The organism is Paenochrobactrum gallinarii (assembly GCF_014205685.1).
Classification (GTDB): Bacteria; Pseudomonadota; Alphaproteobacteria; order Rhizobiales; family Rhizobiaceae; genus Paenochrobactrum; species Paenochrobactrum gallinarii.
Genome location: NZ_JACIIU010000007.1, coordinates 1 through 21,388 on the forward strand (window position 1 = coordinate 1; position 21,388 = coordinate 21,388).

A 21,388-nucleotide genomic window follows, 5' to 3' on the forward strand; every position below is an offset into this window, starting at 1 on the left:
GGTCAATCACTCTCAAGGACGAAGCTGTCTGCCGCTAGCAGCGCCGCCGCCCTCGTTGTTCGCCTTATAGGGCAACCAAACTAAAACTGTCAACGACAATTTCACAAATAATACAAAATTCTTTTCAACAGGGAAAACGAATAAAATTAACCAAAACGAAACCAAAAACCAGAACCAGTAAAGGAATCGGAACTACGCTCGTCTCAAGGCTAATTTCATCTCTTTATATATAGGAGACAAATTTCAGCCTTCAAGAGCTGCCATTTCAAGCTTTCCTTGCTTGGTTCATGTTTTTTCACTAGGGGTGAAAGATGTTTTCAATCCGAGACCCATATTATGTTGCGACGCCTTTATGACTGGACCATCTCTCTTGCAGCCAGAAAATCAGCCGAATATTGGCTGGCGATCATCGCTTTTGTTGAGAGCTCCGTCTTTTTGATTCCCGCTGATGTGCTTTTTCTTCCTATGGCACTGGCAAAACCGAATAAAACCTGGCGTTATGCATTCATCGCAACAGTTGCTTCAGTGCTCGGCGGGATTGCCGGATGGTTTTTGGGCTATTACGCTTATGAAGCTGTCGCCAAGCCAGTGCTCGAACTTTATGGCAAACTGGATTCGTTTGAACATTTGCGCGGCACCACCAGCGCCGATACGATTCTGCTGCTGCTGATTACATCCGGCCTTGCGCATTTGCCGCCGATCAAAGTCGTGACGATTCTGTCCGGCGCGGCAGGTGTGAATATCTGGCTCTTTATTGCCTCAGCGATTGTCGCACGCGGCGCCCGTTTCTTTTTCCTCGCCTGGCTTTTAAAACGCTATGGTGAGCCTATTCGCGATTTCATCGAAAAACGTCTTGGAATGCTGGCTGGCCTTGCTGCTGCCATATTGATCGCACTTTTCTTCGCGGTAAAATACTTCAACGCTTAAGAACAAGAGTATAAAAATGAGCCTCAGCCTTAAAGCACTCAATCATCCGGTGGATAAAATCCAGACCGCGACAGCCGCCATTTTATTTATTGGCATGGCAGGCACGGTCGGCACCGCCTTGGCATTTGAACATTGGGGTGGCTTCATGCCATGCAAATTGTGCCTTGAGCAGCGCACACCTTATTATATTGGCATTCCGCTGATGGCCGCTGCATTGCTTTTTGCCAAGGCCAAATGGTCACCTGTCTTAACCCGCGTGCTCTTGCTGATTGGTGCATTGCTGATGAGCTATGGTTTGATGCTGGCGATTTATCACACCGGCGTGGAACTGAAATATTGGCCAGGACCTGCAGATTGCAGCACCGCATCCATGTCAATCACCACTGAAGCAGGCAGCCTGCTTGGCAATATCAATAAAATCCGCCCGCCTGCATGCGATGAAGCTGCCGGACACTTCCTCGGCCTGTCATTTCCGGGCTGGAACATTCTGGCAAGCGTGTTGTTTGCTGCTGTCGGTTTCTATGGCGCGTTTTCTACCCGCAAGGCTTGAATATAAACTACGGCTCCAGCTCGGCATCCCAATATAAAAAGTCGAGCCAGCTTTGATGCACATGATTGGGCGGAAATAACCGTCCATTCGTGTGCAATTGCTGCACACTCGGCTGATATGGCTTTTGACGCGGCCACATTTTGGCGGCAGCCGGCATCAACCCGCCTTTTCTGAAATTACACGGCGAACAAGCCGCCACAATATTATCCCATGTGGTTTCACCACCATGGCAACGCGGGATGACATGATCAAATGTCAATTCATGCGATGAGCCACAATATTGGCACTCAAACCTATCGCGCAAAAATACATTAAAGCGGGTGAAGGCCGGATAACGCGGCGGCTTCACATAGGATTTCAGACAAATCACACTGGGCAACCGCATGGAAAATGAAGGCGATGCCACTTCATGTTCATACTCGGCGACAATATTCACCCGATCAAGAAACACAGCCTTGATCGCATCCTGCCATGACCACAATGATAAGGGGTAATAGCTGAGCGGCCTGTAATCCGCATTCAGCACCAATGCCGGCAAGCCGTTGGGAGAAACAGCTATAGTCAAGTAACACCTCCTACAGTTCTATCAAGCATTTCACCATCGTGCTGCCAACATCGCCTTGAGAGGCGCGGAAAGAAGCGTGATGGGTTACAAAAACGCGCAGAAATAAAACGTAGAACGGCTCGCTAACTACCGACTAAATAGGAACCGCTCCAGCAGAAACCTGAAGTGATAATGTAAGGCCGGTGTTACAGAAATGTGAAGCAAAAAACGAAAAAGAGCTGCAATCACACACAGATATGTGGTCAAGTGATGTAAATCTCACATAACTGACATAACGGGTGCCGCTTCTTTGCCTCTTGAGGCTGCATAATAAGCCCAGAACAAGCGCGCCGCGATCCCGCGCCAAGGCGACCAGTCTTTAGCCAAAAAGCTTAACTCTTTTGCACTCGGCCGGCTGTCAAAACCAAACGCCCGCGCAACCGCCTCCTGCAAAGCCACATCACCGGAGGGAAAAATATCAGCATGGCCTTCGGCAAAAAGCAAATAAACTTCCGCCGTCCAAGGGCCAATACCATGAATGGCGGTGAGCTTAGCCATCGCATCATTCACCGGCATTGTGGTTAGGGACGGTAAATCCAGTTGTCCCCCAATCAGCGCAGCCGATAAATGCTGAAATGTCTTTTGTTTCGGACGTGATAATCCGGTCAGTTTCCAAACCTCTGCCCCCTGCTCCAGATAATTTTCCGGTGTCAGCGGATCAATATGCTGTTTGAAGCGCGCCCAGATCGCCGCCGCACTGGCAATTGAAACCTGCTGCCCGACAATGATTGACGCCAAGCTTTCAAAACCGGCCGGATTACGGCGTAATGGCAACTGCCCTGCATAATCACGAATGACTTGCAGCCGCGGGTCGAGCTGTAGCAAAGCTTCTAAGCCTGTCTCTACATCTTCAATCGTATCAATACGCAATTGCCCAAAACTCCGCTTATCATTGTCAGCCTTTATATAGCAGAGCCGAAACAGTGCATCACTTATATATAGACACGCTTATATAGGCACGCCATTTATTCCATAACGTCACAAATGATGTTCATCTATAATATATTGACGAAAGCCCGCCGAGACGCTTCAAGTGGATAAGACTTTTTATAAGTTACCTTTTAGCATTTACATCGGAGAGCCTGTCATGACCAATTATGTCGAGATTGAAAACCTGCGGGTTGCCCCTGCTCTGGCTGAATTCTTAGAAAAAGAAGCCATTGCCGGTACCAATGTGTCAGTAGAAGCTTTCTGGAAAGGCTTTTCGGCAATCGTTCATGATTTGGCACCGAAAAACCGCAGCCTTTTGGCAAAGCGAGATGAAATGCAGGCGCAGATTGATGCCTGGTATAAAGCCAATCGCGACAGAGCCTACACGCAGGCAGAATATCAGGATTTTCTGAAAGAGATTGGCTATCTGCTGCCGGAAGGCGAAGATTTCAAAGTTTCAACCAGCAATGTTGATCCGGAAATTGCTGAACTAGCCGGACCACAGCTGGTTGTGCCGGTGATGAATGCCCGTTACGCGCTTAACGCCGCCAATGCCCGTTGGGGTTCGCTTTATGATGCACTTTACGGCACCGATGCGATTTCGGAAGACGATGGCGCAGAAAAATCAGGCGGCTATAATCCAAAGCGCGGCGCTAAGGTTATTGCATGGGCGAAAAACTTCCTCGACCAGAGCACTCCGCTTGCACAAGGCAAATGGGCTGATGTTACTGCATTAAGCATTAAAGACGGCAAACTTGTTGCCACCACCGCTGCCGGTGAAACCGGTTTGGCAGATACCAGCCAGTTCAAAGGCTATAATGGTGATGCTGCCAATCCGTCATCCGTACTGGTTGCCAAAAATGGTATGCACGCAGATATTATCATCAATGCAGACCATCCGATCGGTAAAACTGATCCGGCGCATATTGCAGATGTTGTACTTGAATCAGCGCTTAGCACCATTCAGGACTGTGAAGATTCCATTGCCGCAGTGGATGCTGAAGACAAAATCACTGTCTATCGCAACTGGCTCGGCCTGATGAACGGCAAGCTGGAAGAGAGCTTTGAAAAAGGCGGTAAGACGGTCACCCGCCGTCTCAATGCTGACCGCACATATACGGCACCTGATGGCTCTGCGCTCACTTTACCAGGCCGTTCAATGATGCTGGTGCGCAATGTTGGTCACCTGATGACCAATCCGGCCATTCTCGACAAAGACGGTAATGAAGTTCCGGAAGGCATTATGGATGCCGCCTTCACCGGCCTGATTGCGCTGCATGATGTCGGGCCAAATGGCCGTCACATGAATTCGCGCGCCGGTTCGGTTTATATTGTTAAGCCAAAAATGCACGGCCCTGAAGAAGTGGCTTTTGCCAGCGAGCTTTTCACCCGCACCGAAGAAATGCTCGGCATGAAGCCGAACACACTCAAAATGGGTGTGATGGATGAAGAACGCCGCACAACCATCAACCTGAAAGAGTGCATCCGCGCCGCCAAAGAACGTGTTGTCTTCATCAATACCGGTTTCCTTGATCGTACTGGTGATGAAATGCACACCTCAATGGAAGCCGGCCCGATGATCCGCAAGGGTGATATGAAGCAGTCTGCATGGATTACAGCTTATGAAGCTTCCAATGTTGATATCGGCCTGGCATGTGGTCTTTCCGGCCACGCGCAAATCGGTAAAGGCATGTGGGCCATGCCGGATCTGATGGCAGAAATGCTGGTGCAGAAAATCGGTCATCCGAAAGCTGGCGCCACCACCGCATGGGTTCCTTCACCAACGGCTGCAACCCTTCACGCCACCCATTATCACACGGTTGATGTGGCAGCTGTGCAGGAAGAGTTGAAAAAGCGCCCGCGCGCCAGGCTGGACGACATTCTTTCCGTGCCTGTTGCAACCCGTCCAAACTGGACACCGGAAGATATTCAGGCTGAAATCGACAATAATGCCCAAGGTATTTTGGGTTATGTCGTGCGCTGGGTCGATCAGGGCGTTGGCTGCTCCAAAGTGCCGGACATCAACAATGTCGGTCTGATGGAGGATCGTGCAACCTTGCGTATTTCTGCGCAGCACATTGCCAACTGGCTGCATCATAATGTGGTGACCGAAGCGCAAGTGATGGAAACCATGAAACGCATGGCGGCAATCGTCGACAAGCAGAACGCAAGCGATCCGCTTTATCGCCCGATGGCGGCCGATTTTGACAAGTCAATCGCGTTTCAGGCCGCCTGTGATCTGGTGTTCAAGGGTCGTGAACAGCCAAACGGCTATACTGAGCCTGTGCTCCATGCCCGCCGTCTGGAGCTGAAAGCTGCCGGTTAATCAAAGCAGTATTCTCACATCTGAAAAGCCCGGAAATATGCATTTCCGGGCTTTTCTTTTTTAATGCGAAAGAGACGAGGCTTCACTTATACCGCTGTGGCGTTCATCCGTTTCAAGCGGTATTTCCCACATCCATGAAGTATTGACATCATCAGCGATAGCCACTAGTTTAGAACTATTCTAAATTATAGGTATGTCATGCTTTCACGTTTTTTTGGTTCTTCGCGCCGTTCGTTTGCTTCCCTTTCCGAACAGGAAATTCTCGCACTCGCCATTTCATCTGAAGAAGATGATGCCCGTATCTATCTGGCTTATGCAGACGGATTGCGGGAAGAGTTTCCGCAGTCTGCGAAAATCTTCGAGCAGATGGCGGAAGAAGAACACGGCCATCGTGACAGCCTGATCGAACAACACCGCCGCCGTTTTGGTGATAATATTCCGCTTATACGTCGCGAGCATGTCAGCGGTTATTATGACCGCAAACCGGATTGGCTGGTGCGTCCGCTCGGTATTGAAAAAGTGCGCGAAACAGCAGCACAAATGGAAGAGCAGGCCTATCGTTTCTACATTGAAGCTGCAAAAAATGTAACCGACGCAGGCACACGCAAACTGCTGGGTGATTTAGCGCAGGACGAGAAAAAGCACGAGCACCGCGCCATTGAGCTTGAAACAAAGCTCACCCCGTCAAGCGTTCAGGATGAAGAACAGGCAGCAGAGCGTAAACAGCTGATTTTGACCTATATCCAGCCAGGTCTTGCCGGCTTGATGGATGGTTCGGTTTCAACTCTTGCGCCTATCTTTGCCGCCGCTTTTGCCACCCAAGACACATGGCAAACTTTCCTCATCGGCCTGTCTGCCTCTGTGGGCGCAGGTATTTCGATGGGCTTTACCGAAGCTGCCCATGATGATGGTAAATTGTCGGGTCGTGGTTCGCCGATCAAACGCGGCCTTGCCAGCGGCATCATGACCACTATCGGTGGTCTGGGCCATGCATTGCCGTATCTGATCACTGATTTCTGGACTGCGACCTATCTCGCAATCTTCATCGTGTTCGTGGAATTGTGGGCCATCGCCTATATCCAGAAGCGCTATATGGAAACACCATTCCTGCGCGCAGCATTTCAGGTGGTTTTGGGCGGCGCACTTGTTTTCGCCGCCGGTGTGCTCATTGGCTCGGCTTAAATAATCAGGCAATCTCAGCCAAAATATCAGGCGCAAACGGACGGATAATAATCTGTTCGTTTTGCACAACGGTCAAAAAACTATTGGCGGGTACTGCAACCCAGTTATCCGCCTCATCATCTAACGGCTCTGAAACCACACACATGCCCGACACGGCCGACAGTGCTTTCGTGTAAAGTGACGGCGCATATTTATCCGTTGCATAGCGCACGGCATGCAACTGATTACCATCCGAAAAAGCGGCTGTCAGGCGCAAAAACGGTGGCACACCTGACTTTTCCGCCTCCGCAGCAATCAATGAAACTGTTTTTTGCAAAGCTGCTAACGGCTGCTGATCAAGGCCAAATTGCTGCATCAGCAGAAATATCAATTCTGAATCTGTCGTACCATGCTTTTGCATATAAATGTCATCAGACAAATGTGCTTCCAAGCGGCGGCGCAATTTCTCGAAATGACCGATCTGACCATTATGCATAAAGCTCCAGCGTCCCGCCACAAACGGATGACAGTTAGAGCGGCTGGTCAAACCACCGGTTGAAGCGCGAACATGAGCTAAAAAAAGCCGTGATCTTATTTGGCGGGAAATGCTTTTTAAATTCTGATCCGACCATGCCGGCAAAATATCCCGATAAAGGCCGGGCTCGGTGCGATTCCCATACCACGCAACTCCGAAACCATCACCATTAGTGCGGGTTTTGGCCTGTGTTGCCTCATGACTTTGCACAATCAGCGAATGGCAAGGCGATGCAATAATATCTTCCAGATAGACTTCAGGTCCGAGATAAGCAGCCCAACGGCACATTGATTTGATCCAGATTAAAGCCCAGTTTAAAGCATCGACATAAGAACATGCTTCACGAAAAACGCCAAGTCCCTAAGTTTCAACCACTGTTTTGCAGGGGATTTCATGATCCGCACCCAGAATTTCCAGACAAAAATGGCAAAAATAATATTAAACGCAAAAAAAGTTCTGGGCTTCCTTCACCTCGCGCGTCTTTCTGATATAAGTTTAGAGCTATATACGTTATGAGCGACCTCAAGTTCATCTCCTTTGATGGAAAGGCCTCCCCCATGACCAATTCTACATCCGTCACAGCGTCGCAGCCGACGCTTAATATTATTCGCCTTGAGAGCGCCGTTGGCCTTGATCTGCCTGGCTATGAAACAAGTGGTTCGGCAGGCATGGATATTCGCGCAGCCGTGCCGAATGATCGCCAGATCGTTTTGCTGCCGGGTCGCCGCGCTCTGGTGCCAACCGGTCTCGTTTTTGAAATTCCGCAAGGCTATGAAGTCCAGATCCGTCCGCGTTCGGGGCTTGCATTCAAGCATGGTATCACCTGCCTCAACACACCAGGCACTATTGATTCCGACTATCGCGGCGAAATTAAAATCCTGCTGATTAATCTCGGCGATGATGATTTCCGCATCGAACGCGGTATGCGTATTGCACAGGCGGTTTTTGCACCTGTCATCCAGCCAAAAATCGAAGAAAAAGCCACCATCAGCGAAACAGAGCGTGGCGCAAACGGTTTCGGTTCGACCGGCACAGCCTGACGTTTAGATTAAATAACACCGGCAAAGCCAATTTTTCGCCCCTTTGCCGGTGTATTACCCGCTTAAACCAACATTACATATATTTAAACTTACGTTCATTAATTCATTTTTGTTAATAAAAACAAATAATTGCTCCAAGCACCATTATAGATGTGCCAAAAACTCATATTTGCAACAAAGGCATAGTCCTTTAATAGCCATTATCTCTGCTATGAAGGTCTGCAAGTATTTCATAAGGTTTTTTCTGTTCCATGAACGACCAGCCAAGTTTCGCCACCTCAGGTGCATCCAAAACAGCGCCAAAGAAGCGCCTTTCCCGTAAAACCTCTTATATCAAGTGGTTACTGGTGGCCGCTGTGCTGGCAGGCGGTGCTGTCTGGTATTGGCAAAGTGCAGGCCCGTCCAACGGGGCTGCAAAGGCACAACTGACACAAAAGGTTGTGCGCGGCGATATTGAAAACGCCATCACCGCAGTTGGCACATTGAAAGCCTTGCGCAGTGTCAATGTCGGCGCGCAGGTTTCCGGCCAGTTAAAATCGGTGAAAGTCGAAGTCGGCGATGACGTTAAGCAAGGCCAGTTACTGGCCGAAATTGATCCCGCACCGATTGAAAAACGCGTCGAAATGAGCAGTGCCCAGCTTGAAAATCTGGAAGCGCAGCTGGTGAGCCGTGAAGCGCTGGCAAAAATTAAAAAACTCAATGCTGATCGTCAGCGCGCCCTTCTCTCCACCCGTGGCGTTTCGCAGGCGACGGTCGATCAGGCCGATGCCGATCTGGTAATTGCACAGGCTGACGTCAAATCGTTGCGAGCACAAATCCGCCAGCAACAAGCGCAAGTTGAGAGTGAAAAAGTTGATCTCGGCTATACAAAAATTTATAGCCCGATGAATGGCACCATCGTTGAGCAGCCGTCTAAAGAAGGCGAAACACTCAATGCCGTGCAAAGTGCGCCAACGGTTGTCACTGTTGCTGATCTCAATATGCTGAGCGTGGAAGCACAGGTTTCTGAAGCCGATATCAGCCGCCTCAAAATCGGAATGGATGCTTATTTCACCCTGCTCGGCCAGCCGGGAAAGCGCTATCAGGGCAAGTTACGCCAGATCAAACCAACGCCGGAAGTGCTCAACAATGTCGTGCTTTATTATGCACTTTTTGACGTCCCCAACCCGGATGACGAATTAAAAATCAATATGAGTGCGCAGGTTTATTTCATTCAGGACAGCGCCAAAGATGCAATTCTGGTGCCAACATCAGCGCTCAAAGAAAGCCCGCGCAGCAAAGACAGTAAGGGTGGTTCGGCCACCACGGTAACAGTGATGACAGCCGCCGGCACAACACAAGAAAAGAGTGTTGAAATCGGCATCCGCAACCGTGTACAGGCGCAGGTTTTAAGCGGGCTTGAAGATGGAGACACTGTGGTCATCAGCAATGCAGCGGCTGATCAAGCCGGTACAAACCGCAGAAATAATCGCAGACCAGGCATGTTCTAAGGAGCCCTCGATGTCTGCTTTGATCAAACTCGACGATATTCGTAAATCCTTTCACAATGGCGATCTGTCGGTGGAAGTGTTGCACGGCATTTCACTGGAAATCCAGTCCGGTGAATTTGTTGCCATTATCGGCGCTTCCGGTTCCGGCAAATCCACCTTGATGAATATTTTGGGCTGTCTGGACAATCCAAGCAGCGGGCAATATCTGCTCGACGGCGAAGATGTCGCTGATCTGGATGCCGATGAACTGGCCGGATTAAGACGACGCACATTTGGCTTTATTTTCCAGAATTACAATCTGATCCCGACAGCCAGCGCGCAGGAAAATGTCGAGGTTCCGGCAATTTATGCCGGCATGTCGCTGCATGAACGTCAGGCACGGGCAGAAGAACTGCTGACCACTTTAAACCTTGCCGAGAGGCTGGATCACCGCCCTAATCAATTATCCGGTGGTCAGCAACAGCGCGTTTCCATAGCGCGCGCTTTGATGAATGGTGGCCGGATTATTTTGGCCGATGAGCCAACCGGTGCACTGGACAGTAAAAGCGGTGATGATGTGATGGCACTTTTGCGTGCCATGCATGCGCAAGGCCACACCATTATTGTTATTACCCACTCGCGGGAAGTGGCAGAGCAGGCTGATCGTCTGATTGAGATTAAAGACGGCCATATTCTTTCCGATACTAACAAAATCGAAATTGCGGCTGCAAATCATGCCACTGCCCTGCCCCAATCTTTCGGGCAGCGTGACACAAAAAGCATGATCCGTTTCAATGACTTCACCGAATCGGTCAAAATGGCTTTGCGCGCGCTTCGGGCCAATTTGTTTCGCACCATTCTGACATTGCTGGGTATTTTTATTGGTGTCAGTTCTGTCGTTGCCATGCTGGCAATCGGTGGTGGCGCACAAAAATCCATCCTCGAGCAAATCAATGCGATGGGTTCGGATTTATTGCTGATCCGGCCGGGCATGGCGAATTTTCGTGGCAGCGGCGGGATTGCAACCCTTATCCCTGAAGATGCGACCGCCATTGAACAATTGCCCAATGTCAAATCCGCGGTGCCGGAAACAAGTTCCAGTGTGACGCTGCGCTATGGCAATGTGGATTACCAATCGGCCGTTACCGGCACTGTTCCCGCCTTTGCCACATCCAAATCATGGAAAATGGAACAGGGTGATTTCATCAACAATCACGATCTGGATACTTATGCGCCGGTGATTGTGCTTGGCTCAACGGTTGCTGACACGCTTTTTACCAATGGCGAAAATCCGCTTGGCAAATATATATTGGTGCAAAAAATTCCGTTTCAGGTCATTGGTGTTCTGGCGGAAAAAGGGGCGGGTTTTGGTGGCAATGATCAGGATGACATTGCCATTGTACCGCTGACAACAGGCAATTTACGGCTGTTCGGCCAGCGCCATGTGCGCAACATCACCGTGCAAGTGGAAAATGACGCGCTGATTGATGCAACGCAAGATCACATTCAGGCGCTCCTGAATGAACGCCACAAACGCCAAGACACAATGATTACCAATATGTCTTCTATCCGCGATGCAGTCACCGAAACATCCAACACGCTGACGATCTTTTTAGGCTCTATTGCCGCGATATCACTGCTGGTTGGTGGCATCGGCGTCATGAATATCATGCTGGTAAGTGTCACCGAACGCACCCGTGAAATTGGTGTGCGCATGGCAACAGGTGCCAGACGCAGCGACATCCTGATGCAATTCATCACGGAAGCCCTGGTGGTTTCAAGCATTGGTGGTTTGCTGGGGGTGGTCTTTGGTCTAGGCGTTGCCGCCGCCGCAGAAGCGATGGGGCTGACCATTCAATATAGTCTTGCGCCGGTTATTTTGGCCTTTGGCTCGGCCTTCGCCACAGGTCTGATCTTTGGCTATCTGCCCGCGCGTAAAGCTTCGAGATTGCTGCCTGCTGTGGCACTATCAAGTGAATAGTGCCACAGGGTTTTGATTGAATTAGCTACGGCCGGTAAAGCGGATCGGCACGGTAATCGGCATACGCGACTTGGCCATGGCTGCAGGCGGTGCCGGTACGGGTGAAGCACGCTGCACGGTCTGCAATGCAAGCTGGTCAAGTTTAACGTCACCCGATGAACCCGAAACACGAGCCGACAGCACCTGTCCCGACGGATCAATCACAAAGCTGATATTAACGATGCCTTTGGCACCTGAGCCCATACCGCGTGACAAGAAGCGACGCTGACGCTCCAAATGTGCCTGCAATTTTGAAACCCACTTATCTGAGCTGATGCCCGGATTACCAGCCGACTGACCATTGCGGTTGGCCGCAAGCTTAGAGCCATCATTGGCGGCCACTGCCGGTGTTGCAGATTTCTTGGCAACCGGTGCTTTTTCAGCCTGCTTAGGCTTTGGTTTTTCAACGCGCTTTACAATTGGCTTTTCTTGTTTTTTCTCAACAGGTTTAGGACGCTCAACCGGCTTTTTAACCGGCAGCGGCACAGCCACTTCCGGTGTTGGTGCTTCCACAATATCAGGAATTACTTCTTCCGGCTCCGGTTCTGGCTCGGGTTGGGGCTCCGGCTCCGGTTCCGGTTCTGGCGCGACTTCCGGCTCTGGTTCCAGTTCTGGTTCCGGCTCTGCTTCGGCTACTTCTTCTGCCGTTTCCGGCTGAATAGCTTCCGCTTCTTCTTCTGCAACCGGTGCTTCCGGTTCCGGCGCAAATTCAATCATGATCGCCGCTGGCGGCGTACCATCCATCACATCCTCAGACTGCATTGAATGCACCGCATAGGCTCCTGCCGCATGCGCACATAAAACAATAGCACCAGCACCAACCCAGCGCGCCGTATCCCACCAGCCTGAACGGGTATCGTCCATGGAAACGGGTCTGATCGGAGGATGTTCAGGTGGTAATTTCGGCATTAGTTATTCCCCGATCCGTTAAGAGCAGGAGCAGGTGTTTCACCTGTGGTTTCACTTGGGCCAGCAGTGTCAGGTGAACTGACAACTTCAAGCCCGACCAGCGCAATTTTCAAATAGCCGTTTTCACGCAGCAAATTCATCACGCGCATCAACTCGCCATAGCCAACGGTCTTATCGGCACGCAGGAAAATGCGGGTTTCCTTGTTGTTTTCAGACAATCTGTCCAGAAAAATACCAAGGCTTTCGCGAACCACCGGTTCATTGCCGACATTGAGTGACAGATCGTCTTTCAAGGTCACATAAACCGGAAGATCAGGACGAGGCTGCACGGCTGCATTGGAAGCAGGCAGATCCACATTCACATCCACGGTTGCCAAGGGAGCCGCAACCATGAAGATAATCAGCAGCACCAGCATCACGTCGATGAAAGGCGTAACGTTGATCTCGTGGTTCAGAGACAGATCGTCGTCTGCATCGCGTCTTCTACCAGCCATCAGACTTACTCCGCAGCTGCTGCTGGTTTGGCCATCTGTGCACGACGTTTTGCCAAGGCAAAGTCAATGTCACGGCTAACCAGACGTTCAACACCAGCGCCGGCATCAGCCAGAGCCTGACGGTAATTGGTAATCGAGCGGGCAAAAACGTTATAGATCACCACGGCAGGAATAGCTGCAACAAGGCCGATAGCTGTTGCAAGCAAAGCTTCAGCGATACCAGGCGCCACAACGGCAAGGTTGGTTGTCTGTGATTCCGAGATGCTGATAAAGGAATTCATAATTCCCCAGACGGTACCAAACAAACCGACAAATGGTGCAACCGAACCAATGGTTGCCAATGCGCCTGTGCCCTTAGACAGTCTGCGACCGGCAGCCGCTTCAATACGGGACAATCTTGAAGCAACGCGCTCTTTCAAACCTTCGGCACCGGCCAGAACAATGGCAGGGCTGCTTGCTTCAACTTCATCCTGTGCCGCATGCACCAAAATTGCAGCAGGGCTTTTTTCATTCGCCAAGCTAGCCGCAGCATCAGCCAGCGAGCCTGAATGACCAATGGTTTTCATAGCTTTTTTCAACTTGCCGCGGGCCACAAAAAGTTCCAGCGACTTGGCAATCCAGATCGTCCAGGTCAGCAGGGAGGCAAGCGCCAGACCAATCATCACGCCTTTAACAATCGCGTCGGCAGCCATAAACATGCCAACCGGTGAAAGATCATGCGGGAGAGTGTGATCACGCTCTTGTTCAGTATCTGCGCCTGTTGATACAGGCTGGGCAACCGGCTGCTGAGCAGGTGCTGGCTGTAGCGATGCCGGTTCGCTTGCGCTTTGCTGGGCAGGCGCGGCTGGCGTTGATTGCGTTTCTGCAGGCTGCGCTGCAGACTGGCTCGGTGTTTCAACAGGTGTCTGTGTTGGCGCAGTTTGCGCCTGAGCACTTGGAGCCTCAGATGCAGGAGCCTGTGTGCCGGAGCTTTGCGTAACAGAACTTTGTGCAGCAGAATTGGGCGTTGTTGTTTCAGAGCTACCGGATTGAACGGCGGGGGTCTCCTGCGCAATTGCCTGACCACCCATCAGCGGAACAATTGCAATACCGGCAGCTAACAATACAAATCCAAACTGCTGTATTGCGTTCTTCATGGTTACAAACACAGGAACCCTCATTTATCTTTGCTGATTACTAACAACTGCCTTCTGCCTTGCAAGCCGCCATACTATAACCACTCAGACAGAGAATGCCTCTTAATAGCTCCCTATAACATGATTATGCAAGTCATGTTTTGGAATTTTACCCGAATTAAAGCTGTAAGAGCGGAACTTTTTCACCACCTGATGCATTAACTACAAGAGCAATAAAACCTCTTATTTCTCATATAGTATATGTTGGCATTCTATCGCCGCATGGTAACAATAATTAGTTCATCATCTTATGGAGGCCAGAAACATGGCACGTGCAGCAGATAAGGTCACCCAGAAAATCGAAGAATTGACAGATGTCAGCACAGCTGACCTGCAAGAACAAATTGCGCAACTCAAGCAAGATATTGCCAATATTGCCGCAACGATGTCCCAGTTGGGTCAGCAAAAAATCCGTGATGCTAAGCGCGATGTTTCACAAGCTTACGATGATGCTGTCCAGCAGGGTGAAACAACCGTAAGTGACTTGAAGTCTTGCGCACAAAATATTGAGGACCAGCTGTTGGAAACCGTCCGCGAACGTCCGATTGCTTCATTGGCGACAGCGGTCGGCGTCGGCTATTTGCTGGCAATTTTGCGTCGCTGATCATGCTGCGTTTATTAGCACCTCTCCTATCATCCGTTTTGAAACAAGAGTTTCATGAAGCCGCACAACAGGCCAAGCGTTGCGCCATTACCGGCGCTGTCATCGGCATTTTTGCGGTTATCGGCTTTGTGTTTCTGCTCCTTGCAGGTTTCTTGTATCTGTCAACTCTTGTCAGCCAATTAGCGGCTGCCCTCATTATGGCAGGCAGTGCTTTTGTCGTGGCACTCATTGCATGGCTGATCACCAAGAGCATCAATGCAGCACAGGAGCGTAAGCGCCGCGAACGCCTTGAAGCAGATAAATCTGCTTTTGTCGCGACCGCTGCCTTGGCAATAATTCCGGCATTGTTAAAGCGTCCGATTTTAGCCGCGGCTCTGCCTTTAGCAGGCATGGCGCTCGTATCACTGTTGAGTGATAAAAAGCCGGATGACAAAGCATAATCATCACATCAAAAAACGCCATGGCGGAACATTTCCGGCATGGCGCTGATAATAAAACCTTATTCAGCCGGTTCCAATTTGGTGAATTTGATTTCCACCTGGGTACCGTTTTTCACTGCTTCTGAATAATGCGGCTTGCCACCATATTGCTGGCTTAATTGCTCAACCACCAGCGCACCAAGCCCGGAGCATTTCTTTTGCCCGTCCCAGCCTGCACCATCATCTTTGACCGTCAGACAAAATTTGCCATCTTCAGCTGGCTGAAAACTGATATGCACCTCGCCTTTGGCACGATCCATAAAAGCATGTTTCAGCGCATTGGTAACAAGTTCACCTAAAATAATACCGATTGTGGTCACGTCACGGGCATGAAAACTCTGCGATGAAAAATCAGTTTTAAAATCAACCTTATCATCAACATTGCTGGCTTCGCGAATATCCTGCACCACTGCATTGAGAAACTCATCAACGCGCGCCGTTTCCAGATCCTTGCCCAGTCGCAAGCGTCGATGCGCAATTGAAATTGTATGAATACGCGCACGCGCCGAATTCAACGCATTGCGTGCATCTTCATTGCCGACTTGGCGCAATTGCAAGCTCAACAAAGAAGAAACCTGCGCCAATGAATTACCAATGCGATGGCTGCTATCTTGCAAAAGTACCTCTACACGGTGGCGCTCACGCTCGGCAATTTCCCGCTCCTGCTGCAATTCAGCCGTGCGCTGCATCACTTTCTGCTCCAGCTCTTCATTTTCCGAGCGCAGCACAATATGCCCTTCATTCAGGCGGCGTACTGAACGCTGCAAGCGGCTAAACAAAAGAACCACCAGCACCGCAGCTGACAAGAGCGCCAGCATCGATGTAACTGTTAAAAGCCTGCGTGTATTGTCAATGCGCTTGTTACGCTCGGCGAGCTGCACACTTTCATCACTGAGAAAACGCGAAACCACTTTATCCAGCTGCCCTAAAAAAATAGCAACCTCATCGTGGCGCACCCTGTCCAGCGCAGCATCCAGCCGGTTATCCTTAGCCAGATCAATCGTATAGCGCACATCTTCATCAACCCGCCGGACAAACTCACGAATCTCAGCCACGCGCGCTTGTTTTTGTTCATCTGATTTGATGATGGACGAAATAACATTCAGCGTATCATCCAAAGAATGGAGTGAAGAGCGATAAGTATCGAGATAATGTTCTTCGAGCGTCAGCAAATAACCTTTGCGGCTGGCTTCCATATTAATAGCCAGATGGCTGAGCCTATCCACCTGCTGCGACAGTTGATAACTATGTTTGATATCATCAATCTGGCGGGTGACACCAATCGTCAGATAAACCGTACTGATGGCAGAGATCAAAACCAAGGCAAGCGAAATGCTAACCGCAGCAACCCGCCATTTTCTTTTAATCTTATGATGTATATCCGCCGATAATACTGAGGTCACAATCCACGCCGAATAATAAAATTTCACTCTTGATGCACAAGACCCCAGTTACAAAACTTTATCAAGCAGTAAAATTTTAAATTCTATATGGAATTGCAGATAAACTCATAACTCATGATATTTAATCTTTTTATGCAAAACTCTTCATCGTGACATGTGCAGATATTGCATCAGGCCCGTAATCAGCCTGGCCTTCCACATCAAGCAATTCTTGCAAGCGCATTCGGGCACGCGAGACACGACTTTTTACCGTTCCGACCGCACAATCACAAATGGCCGCTGCTTCCTCATAAGAAAAGCCGGAAGCGCCAATCAGAATGATTGCTTCACGCTGGTCATCAGGCAATAGATTAAGGGCTTTGCGAAAATCTTTCATATCCATCGAGCCATATTGCTCGGCATGAACGGCAAGTTTGTCACTGAAAACGCCGTCGGTGTCTTGCACTTCACGGCCCCGTTTGCGCATCTGACTATAAAACTCATTGCGAAGAATCGTAAAAAGCCAGGCTTTAATATTGGTGCCGGCTTCAAAACTCTCTTGTTTTGCCCAGGCTTTTAAAACTGTATCCTGCACCAAATCATCTGCTTTATCAGCCTGCCCTATCAATGAAATTGCAAAGGCACGCAAGTTGGGTAGCGCTGCCAGAAGGTCTCTTTTGAAAACCGATGCGCTATCACTCATGAATTAACTGCTCCCGACATTGTTAGTTTCGCCCTGCTGCTTTTGTTCCGCAGCATCGAGTTTTTCCAATAAGTCCAGAAATCTGTCCGGAATGGCCTCATCCTGAAGAGAAGCATAGAGCGCACGCAACTTGGTACCAACTTCACAATTGGGGCCTAATTCTTCTGCCGCGCTGATCCGTGTTCCATTTGCTGTACTATCCATGGCCTGACTTTTTTTAATTATGGACATTAGCTCTACAATTCCGTGTTAACTTAAAGTTGGGCAAAATTTAAAAAAGCCGCAACATAAAACCTAAATGCATTAATAACTTTATAGTTCCATTCGAAACATATTTTTAATGCAGATCAGACGCAATAATGCCAATAATATAAATCTAAATGGCTTTTGAGGAGTCTGATAATGTCACTTTCTACACGAATAGCACCTCATCTACCATATCTGCGCCGTTTTTCTCGTGCTCTTACAGGCTCACAAACGGCAGGGGATGCTTATGTCGCCTCCACCTTGGAAGCACTCATTGCCGATGTTTCACTCTTTCCGGAGACATCGACAGACCGGATCGGTCTTTACCGCTTATTCAGTCAACTGTTTGAAAAGACTGATTTTCAAATCAACGAGCCTTCCTCCGACCAGCCCTGGGAACAACGCGCTGCCGCAAATCTTAAATCCATGGCACCACGACCGCGCATGGCCTTTTTGCTGGTCAGTGTTGAAGGCTTCAGCGAAACAGAAACCGCAGAAATTCTTAATATTGATGAGTCGGAATTAGGTAGTCTCTTAAAACTGGCGTCGGAAGAAATTTCACGTCAGGTGGCTACGCGCCTGATGATTATTGAGGATGAGCCCTTCATCGCAATGGATCTGGAACAGCTGGTACAAAGCCTTGGCCATGAGGTGGTCGGCATTGCCAGAACGCGTGATGAAGCCGTCCAGCTTTATGAGCGAGAAAAACCAGCGATGGTGCTTGCTGATATTCAATTGGCAGATGGCAGTTCAGGCATAGATGCAGTGAATGATATTTTCAAAAACGATATCATTCCGGTGATCTTCATCACCGCTTTTCCAGAACGTCTTCTGACCGGAGACCGTCCGGAACCAACTTTCCTTGTCAGCAAACCATTCAATCCCGATATGGTGCGCGCACTTATCAGTCAGGCACTGTTCTTCAACGAACAACAACTCGCTGACGCTTAAAGCCATGCCATGTGCCGGTAACAAGCCGGCGCATGGTTTGCAGCTGTCTGGTATGAGTCAGGTAATTTCTTCACCTCTCACGGAACGAATGTCTTTTTGCTGCGTTTTATACCTAGTCACATGGATAGGAATAAGACAAGAAAGGACGTCACTATGTTGTATTATACGCTGATTTTTCTCGTGGTAGCTCTTGTGGCCGGTGCGCTTGGTTTTGGCGGTATTGCCGGAGCTTCGGCAGGTATTGCGCAAATATTATTCTTTGTTTTCCTTGCTCTTCTGGTGTTGTCCTTAATTGCCAACGTCATCCGCAAGGTTTAACAATATTTAAAATCTACCTTATTTGCCCGAAAACGCGGAGCAGATAGTTCTTTTTCATCAAGGCAGTGCAATGAGAGCAAATAATTTCAGCTCAACGGCTAATACAAATGAAATGACTGCACTTATGAAAGAGGGGGACACAAGTGAAAGCGTTCAGCTTCAACCGTTAGAAGTATCAGAATTCTCGCGCTTGCGCTCGTTGACGCGCTCCATGCGCAATGCGCGGGTGTGTATTCTCTATCAATCCGCCAATTTTAAATATGTATGGTCTGAGAATCTCCCGCCCATGTGGCAGGATAAATGGTTCAAAGGCTGTACAGATAAGGTACTGATGAACGAGGCGGCCGCTGCGAAACTCAAAGCCAGCCGTGAGGAAGCCGTTACAACCGGCACACCGCAAATGGTGGAGTTAAATATCTTAACCGGCAATTCTTCGCGTTGGTACGAATTTTACAGTGATTGCGACTATCGCGATAACGGCGAACTGTCCGGTATTCTGACCACGATGGTGGATATCAGCGAATTGAAACGCCGTGAGCAAATCCTCAAAGCGTTGCTGCGTGAAGTCAGTCACCGCTCTAAAAACTTGTTATCAATTATTCAAAGTGTGGCAGCCCAAACTGCACGCTTCACCGATACAATTGATAGTTTTCTGGACAAATTCCGCGGTCGGATTCAGTCGCTTTCTCAAGCCCAGGATCTGGTCACTGATTCGAACTGGCAAGGTGCGCTTTTCCGTGACCTTGTGCGCTCGCAACTGGAAAAATACACCGACATCAACGATTCACACCTGCAAGTCACCGGCGAAAATCCGTATCTCTTCCCGAGTGCTGCACTTCACCTGGGGCTGGCTTTGCATGAACTCATCGTGAATGCCACTTCCTATGGAGGTCTTAATCCACAGTCCAAAAACAATGTTGTCATCAATATCAGAGCTAGCGAGACAGCCGAGGGCGAAGATCTGTTGATCTTTGAATGGCACGAAACAGATTTTTACAATATTCCGATTGATGAAAGCTCAACGCCGCGTTTTGGCTCGGCGGTTTTACAACGCATCATTCCCGCCGTCGTCGATGGCGAAGCCGAATATCTGAAAGATGAAAACGGTGTCACCTACCGGTTGACTATCGCCAAAGAACATTTCGATCTTTGAAACAAAAAAGCGCCCGCTTGATGATCAAGCAGACGCAGCGATTGAACATCAATAAGAAATGCTATTACTTGATCTTGCGGCAGTAAAGCTCAAGCCGGTGATGCACGATTTCATAGCCGAGCTCGCGGGCAATTTCTTCCTGCAAGCGCTCGATTTTTTCCGAATGAAACTCAACGACATCCCCTGATTCCATATCAATGATATGGTCGTGGTGTTCTGCACCTGCATGTTCAAAACGTGACGGCCCGCCATTGAAAGCATGGCGATGTATAGCCCCCTGCTCTTCGAGCAATTTCATAGTGCGATAGACAGTGGATAATGAAATACTATTATCGATCTCCACAGCGCGCCTGAAAATTTCCAACGCATCCGGATGATCTTCCGAATCAGAGAGAATATCCAGAATGATGCGGCGCTGGCGCGTGATTCTAACGCCCGCATGCCGAAGCTGCTGTTCGTAATCGTTTGATGTGGTCATTGTGTTCATGGCCGGATTATGCACCGACATGCCGCTTGTTGCAAATATGACCAAGGGAATATCAAGCACATTATTTTATACAATCTTTTAAATGTGCAAAAGCACACAAAATCTTGTGATGAAAAGTCAGGCTTTAAATTACAGAGGGAAATGAATGGTACGCCCAAGGGGAATCGAACCCCTGTTTCCGCCGTGAAAGGGCGGCGTCCTAACCGCTAGACGATGGGCGCACGCACATCTTACGATGCTTGTGAGTGAAGTGAGGCGCTTCGTTTGAGAGGCAATCACTTGACTGTGACGCCGATATAATCGGCTTATTTTCAAAGCGCAACTGCTTTAAAAAAAATAATCGGAAAAAAATGCATTTTCTTCCGATTATTTTGATTTCTTTGAGTTTTTGCACAGGCAAGAGCCGGAAAAATGTATTTTCAGCCCTTCATCTTGTGCAAACTGCCAGTTAATTATTCGACATTCCCCAAAATCATACGCGCAGCAATGCGTGATTCTTTGAAATCATAGACAATAATTTCTGTTCCGCCGTCTGGAAGCAGGGTTTCCAGCGAAATCATATTGCCGGACAAGCTCTGTGAAAGCAAACGTGTACCTTCAGGCAGGGTGATTTGTGATTCGACCATCTTAAATGGTTCATCAGGCACCACTGCTGTCTGCCCAGGAATATCGGAGCGCAGATCCTCTTGCTCAGGCGCGTCAGGCGCTTTATTGATTTTGTAGACAACGGCTGCAAGCACAGCCATAAGACCAATAAGCATAACCCCGATTGATACAGCCAGTAACCGGATCATCTTGCGTCTTACACGCTCCATGGCCGGATCAAGTGGTGGCTCCTGATTGGGATCGGGATAATAAGCTTGCTGTTCCTCATATCGTGGATCGTGTTGATTCTGATATCGAGGATAATTTGGATCCTGCATTC

Annotated in this window: 23 protein-coding genes and 1 tRNA gene; 12 read left to right on the forward strand and 12 right to left on the reverse strand. The window is 49.3% G+C overall.

Going from position 1 to position 21,388, the window contains the following annotated elements; translation table 11 throughout:
* Window positions 1-336 precede the first annotated feature (336 nt).
* Together FHS77_RS08660 and FHS77_RS08665 are read left to right on the forward strand one after the other, a co-directional pair.
* The gene (locus FHS77_RS08660; RefSeq protein ID WP_184222409.1) at window positions 337-927 is read left to right on the forward strand and encodes a YqaA family protein; all 591 of its coding nucleotides are present in this window, start codon (window positions 337-339) and stop codon (window positions 925-927) included.
* Window positions 928-943: 16 nt separating this feature from the next.
* Window positions 944-1,477 (forward strand): disulfide bond formation protein B, encoded by a 534-nt coding sequence (locus tag FHS77_RS08665; protein WP_184222411.1) that lies wholly within the window; start codon window positions 944-946, stop codon window positions 1,475-1,477.
* Window positions 1,478-1,484: 7 nt separating this feature from the next.
* Here the strand turns inward: FHS77_RS08665 and FHS77_RS08670 are convergent, their stop codons facing one another.
* The gene (locus tag FHS77_RS08670) at window positions 1,485-2,042 is read right to left on the reverse strand and encodes an HNH endonuclease (RefSeq protein ID WP_184222413.1); all 558 of its coding nucleotides are present in this window, start codon (window positions 2,040-2,042) and stop codon (window positions 1,485-1,487) included.
* A gap of 258 nt (window positions 2,043-2,300) precedes the next feature.
* Entirely contained in the window at window positions 2,301-2,951 is a 651-nt protein-coding gene (locus FHS77_RS08675; protein ID WP_184222415.1) for a DNA-3-methyladenine glycosylase family protein, read from the reverse strand.
* A gap of 217 nt (window positions 2,952-3,168) precedes the next feature.
* On the opposite strand from FHS77_RS08675, the gene FHS77_RS08680 reads away from it, so the two are divergent.
* Both FHS77_RS08680 and mbfA read left to right on the forward strand, forming a co-directional pair.
* Window positions 3,169-5,337, forward strand: coding sequence for a malate synthase G (locus tag FHS77_RS08680; RefSeq protein ID WP_184222417.1), 2,169 nt, complete (start codon window positions 3,169-3,171; stop codon window positions 5,335-5,337).
* A gap of 198 nt (window positions 5,338-5,535) precedes the next feature.
* A complete protein-coding gene (mbfA, locus tag FHS77_RS08685; protein WP_184222419.1) occupies window positions 5,536-6,519 on the forward strand; it encodes an iron exporter MbfA in 984 nt (327 codons plus the stop codon).
* A 4-nt stretch (window positions 6,520-6,523) separates the two neighbouring features.
* On the opposite strand, the gene FHS77_RS08690 is transcribed toward mbfA, so the two are convergent.
* Window positions 6,524-7,321 carry a class II glutamine amidotransferase gene (locus FHS77_RS08690; protein ID WP_184222421.1) on the reverse strand — a complete coding sequence of 266 codons (798 nt, stop codon included), beginning with the start codon at window positions 7,319-7,321 and terminating at the stop codon, window positions 6,524-6,526.
* 269 nt (window positions 7,322-7,590) lie between these two features.
* Here FHS77_RS08690 and dut point away from each other — a divergent pair, with 269 nt between their 5' ends.
* From dut to FHS77_RS08705, 3 genes are all read left to right on the forward strand, one after another.
* Window positions 7,591-8,073, forward strand: a complete 483-nt coding sequence (dut, locus tag FHS77_RS08695) for a dUTP diphosphatase (RefSeq protein WP_184222423.1) — start codon at window positions 7,591-7,593, stop codon at window positions 8,071-8,073.
* 251 nt (window positions 8,074-8,324) lie between these two features.
* Entirely contained in the window at window positions 8,325-9,563 is a 1,239-nt protein-coding gene (locus FHS77_RS08700) for an efflux RND transporter periplasmic adaptor subunit (protein WP_184222425.1), read from the forward strand.
* A 10-nt stretch (window positions 9,564-9,573) separates the two neighbouring features.
* On the forward strand, window positions 9,574-11,523 hold the full coding sequence (locus FHS77_RS08705; RefSeq protein ID WP_184222427.1) for a MacB family efflux pump subunit: 1,950 nt from the start codon (window positions 9,574-9,576) through the stop codon (window positions 11,521-11,523).
* Window positions 11,524-11,544: 21 nt separating this feature from the next.
* Here FHS77_RS08705 and FHS77_RS08710 read toward each other — a convergent pair whose 3' ends face one another.
* From FHS77_RS08710 to exbB, 3 genes are read right to left on the reverse strand one after another with little or no spacing between them, the layout of a single operon-like run.
* Window positions 11,545-12,471: an energy transducer TonB gene (locus FHS77_RS08710; RefSeq protein WP_184222429.1), complete on the reverse strand. Its 927-nt coding sequence runs from the start codon at window positions 12,469-12,471 to the stop codon at window positions 11,545-11,547.
* Window positions 12,471-12,965, reverse strand: coding sequence for a TonB system transport protein ExbD (exbD, locus tag FHS77_RS08715; RefSeq protein ID WP_184222431.1), 495 nt, complete (start codon window positions 12,963-12,965; stop codon window positions 12,471-12,473). The genes FHS77_RS08710 and exbD overlap by 1 nt, the downstream gene beginning before the upstream one ends.
* A gap of 5 nt (window positions 12,966-12,970) precedes the next feature.
* Window positions 12,971-14,125, reverse strand: a complete 1,155-nt coding sequence (gene exbB / locus FHS77_RS08720) for a tonB-system energizer ExbB (protein ID WP_246431277.1) — start codon at window positions 14,123-14,125, stop codon at window positions 12,971-12,973.
* Window positions 14,126-14,405: 280 nt separating this feature from the next.
* On the opposite strand from exbB, the gene FHS77_RS08725 reads away from it, so the two are divergent.
* Together FHS77_RS08725 and FHS77_RS08730 are read left to right on the forward strand one after the other, a co-directional pair.
* Window positions 14,406-14,744: an ElaB/YgaM/YqjD family protein gene (locus FHS77_RS08725; protein ID WP_184222433.1), complete on the forward strand. Its 339-nt coding sequence runs from the start codon at window positions 14,406-14,408 to the stop codon at window positions 14,742-14,744.
* A gap of 2 nt (window positions 14,745-14,746) precedes the next feature.
* On the forward strand, window positions 14,747-15,184 hold the full coding sequence (locus FHS77_RS08730; protein WP_184222435.1) for a phage holin family protein: 438 nt from the start codon (window positions 14,747-14,749) through the stop codon (window positions 15,182-15,184).
* A gap of 59 nt (window positions 15,185-15,243) precedes the next feature.
* On the opposite strand, the gene FHS77_RS08735 is transcribed toward FHS77_RS08730, so the two are convergent.
* The 3 genes from FHS77_RS08735 to FHS77_RS08745 all read right to left on the reverse strand — a co-directional run bounded on the left by FHS77_RS08735 (window position 15,244) and on the right by FHS77_RS08745 (window position 17,512).
* Entirely contained in the window at window positions 15,244-16,626 is a 1,383-nt protein-coding gene (locus tag FHS77_RS08735) for a sensor histidine kinase (RefSeq protein ID WP_343060981.1), read from the reverse strand.
* A 130-nt stretch (window positions 16,627-16,756) separates the two neighbouring features.
* The gene (locus FHS77_RS08740) at window positions 16,757-17,308 is read right to left on the reverse strand and encodes an RNA polymerase sigma factor (protein WP_184222437.1); all 552 of its coding nucleotides are present in this window, start codon (window positions 17,306-17,308) and stop codon (window positions 16,757-16,759) included.
* A gap of 3 nt (window positions 17,309-17,311) precedes the next feature.
* Window positions 17,312-17,512 carry a NepR family anti-sigma factor gene (locus tag FHS77_RS08745; RefSeq protein ID WP_246431278.1) on the reverse strand — a complete coding sequence of 67 codons (201 nt, stop codon included), beginning with the start codon at window positions 17,510-17,512 and terminating at the stop codon, window positions 17,312-17,314.
* A gap of 198 nt (window positions 17,513-17,710) precedes the next feature.
* Here FHS77_RS08745 and FHS77_RS08750 point away from each other — a divergent pair, with 198 nt between their 5' ends.
* From FHS77_RS08750 to FHS77_RS08760, 3 genes are all read left to right on the forward strand, one after another.
* Window positions 17,711-18,505: a response regulator gene (locus FHS77_RS08750; RefSeq protein ID WP_184222441.1), complete on the forward strand. Its 795-nt coding sequence runs from the start codon at window positions 17,711-17,713 to the stop codon at window positions 18,503-18,505.
* 153 nt (window positions 18,506-18,658) lie between these two features.
* On the forward strand, window positions 18,659-18,823 hold the full coding sequence (locus FHS77_RS08755) for a DUF1328 domain-containing protein (RefSeq protein ID WP_184222443.1): 165 nt from the start codon (window positions 18,659-18,661) through the stop codon (window positions 18,821-18,823).
* A 211-nt stretch (window positions 18,824-19,034) separates the two neighbouring features.
* Window positions 19,035-19,976: a PAS domain-containing sensor histidine kinase gene (locus tag FHS77_RS08760; RefSeq protein ID WP_374786239.1), complete on the forward strand. Its 942-nt coding sequence runs from the start codon at window positions 19,035-19,037 to the stop codon at window positions 19,974-19,976.
* 64 nt (window positions 19,977-20,040) lie between these two features.
* Here the strand turns inward: FHS77_RS08760 and FHS77_RS08765 are convergent, their stop codons facing one another.
* The 3 genes from FHS77_RS08765 to FHS77_RS08775 form a co-directional block, all read right to left on the reverse strand.
* Entirely contained in the window at window positions 20,041-20,463 is a 423-nt protein-coding gene (locus FHS77_RS08765) for a Fur family transcriptional regulator (protein WP_184222637.1), read from the reverse strand.
* Window positions 20,464-20,609: 146 nt separating this feature from the next.
* Window positions 20,610-20,684 (reverse strand) — tRNA-Glu (locus tag FHS77_RS08770).
* 231 nt (window positions 20,685-20,915) lie between these two features.
* Complete coding sequence (locus FHS77_RS08775; protein WP_184222447.1) at window positions 20,916-21,386, reverse strand: hypothetical protein; 471 nt, start codon at window positions 21,384-21,386, stop codon at window positions 20,916-20,918.
* Window positions 21,387-21,388: the final 2 nt, after the last annotated feature.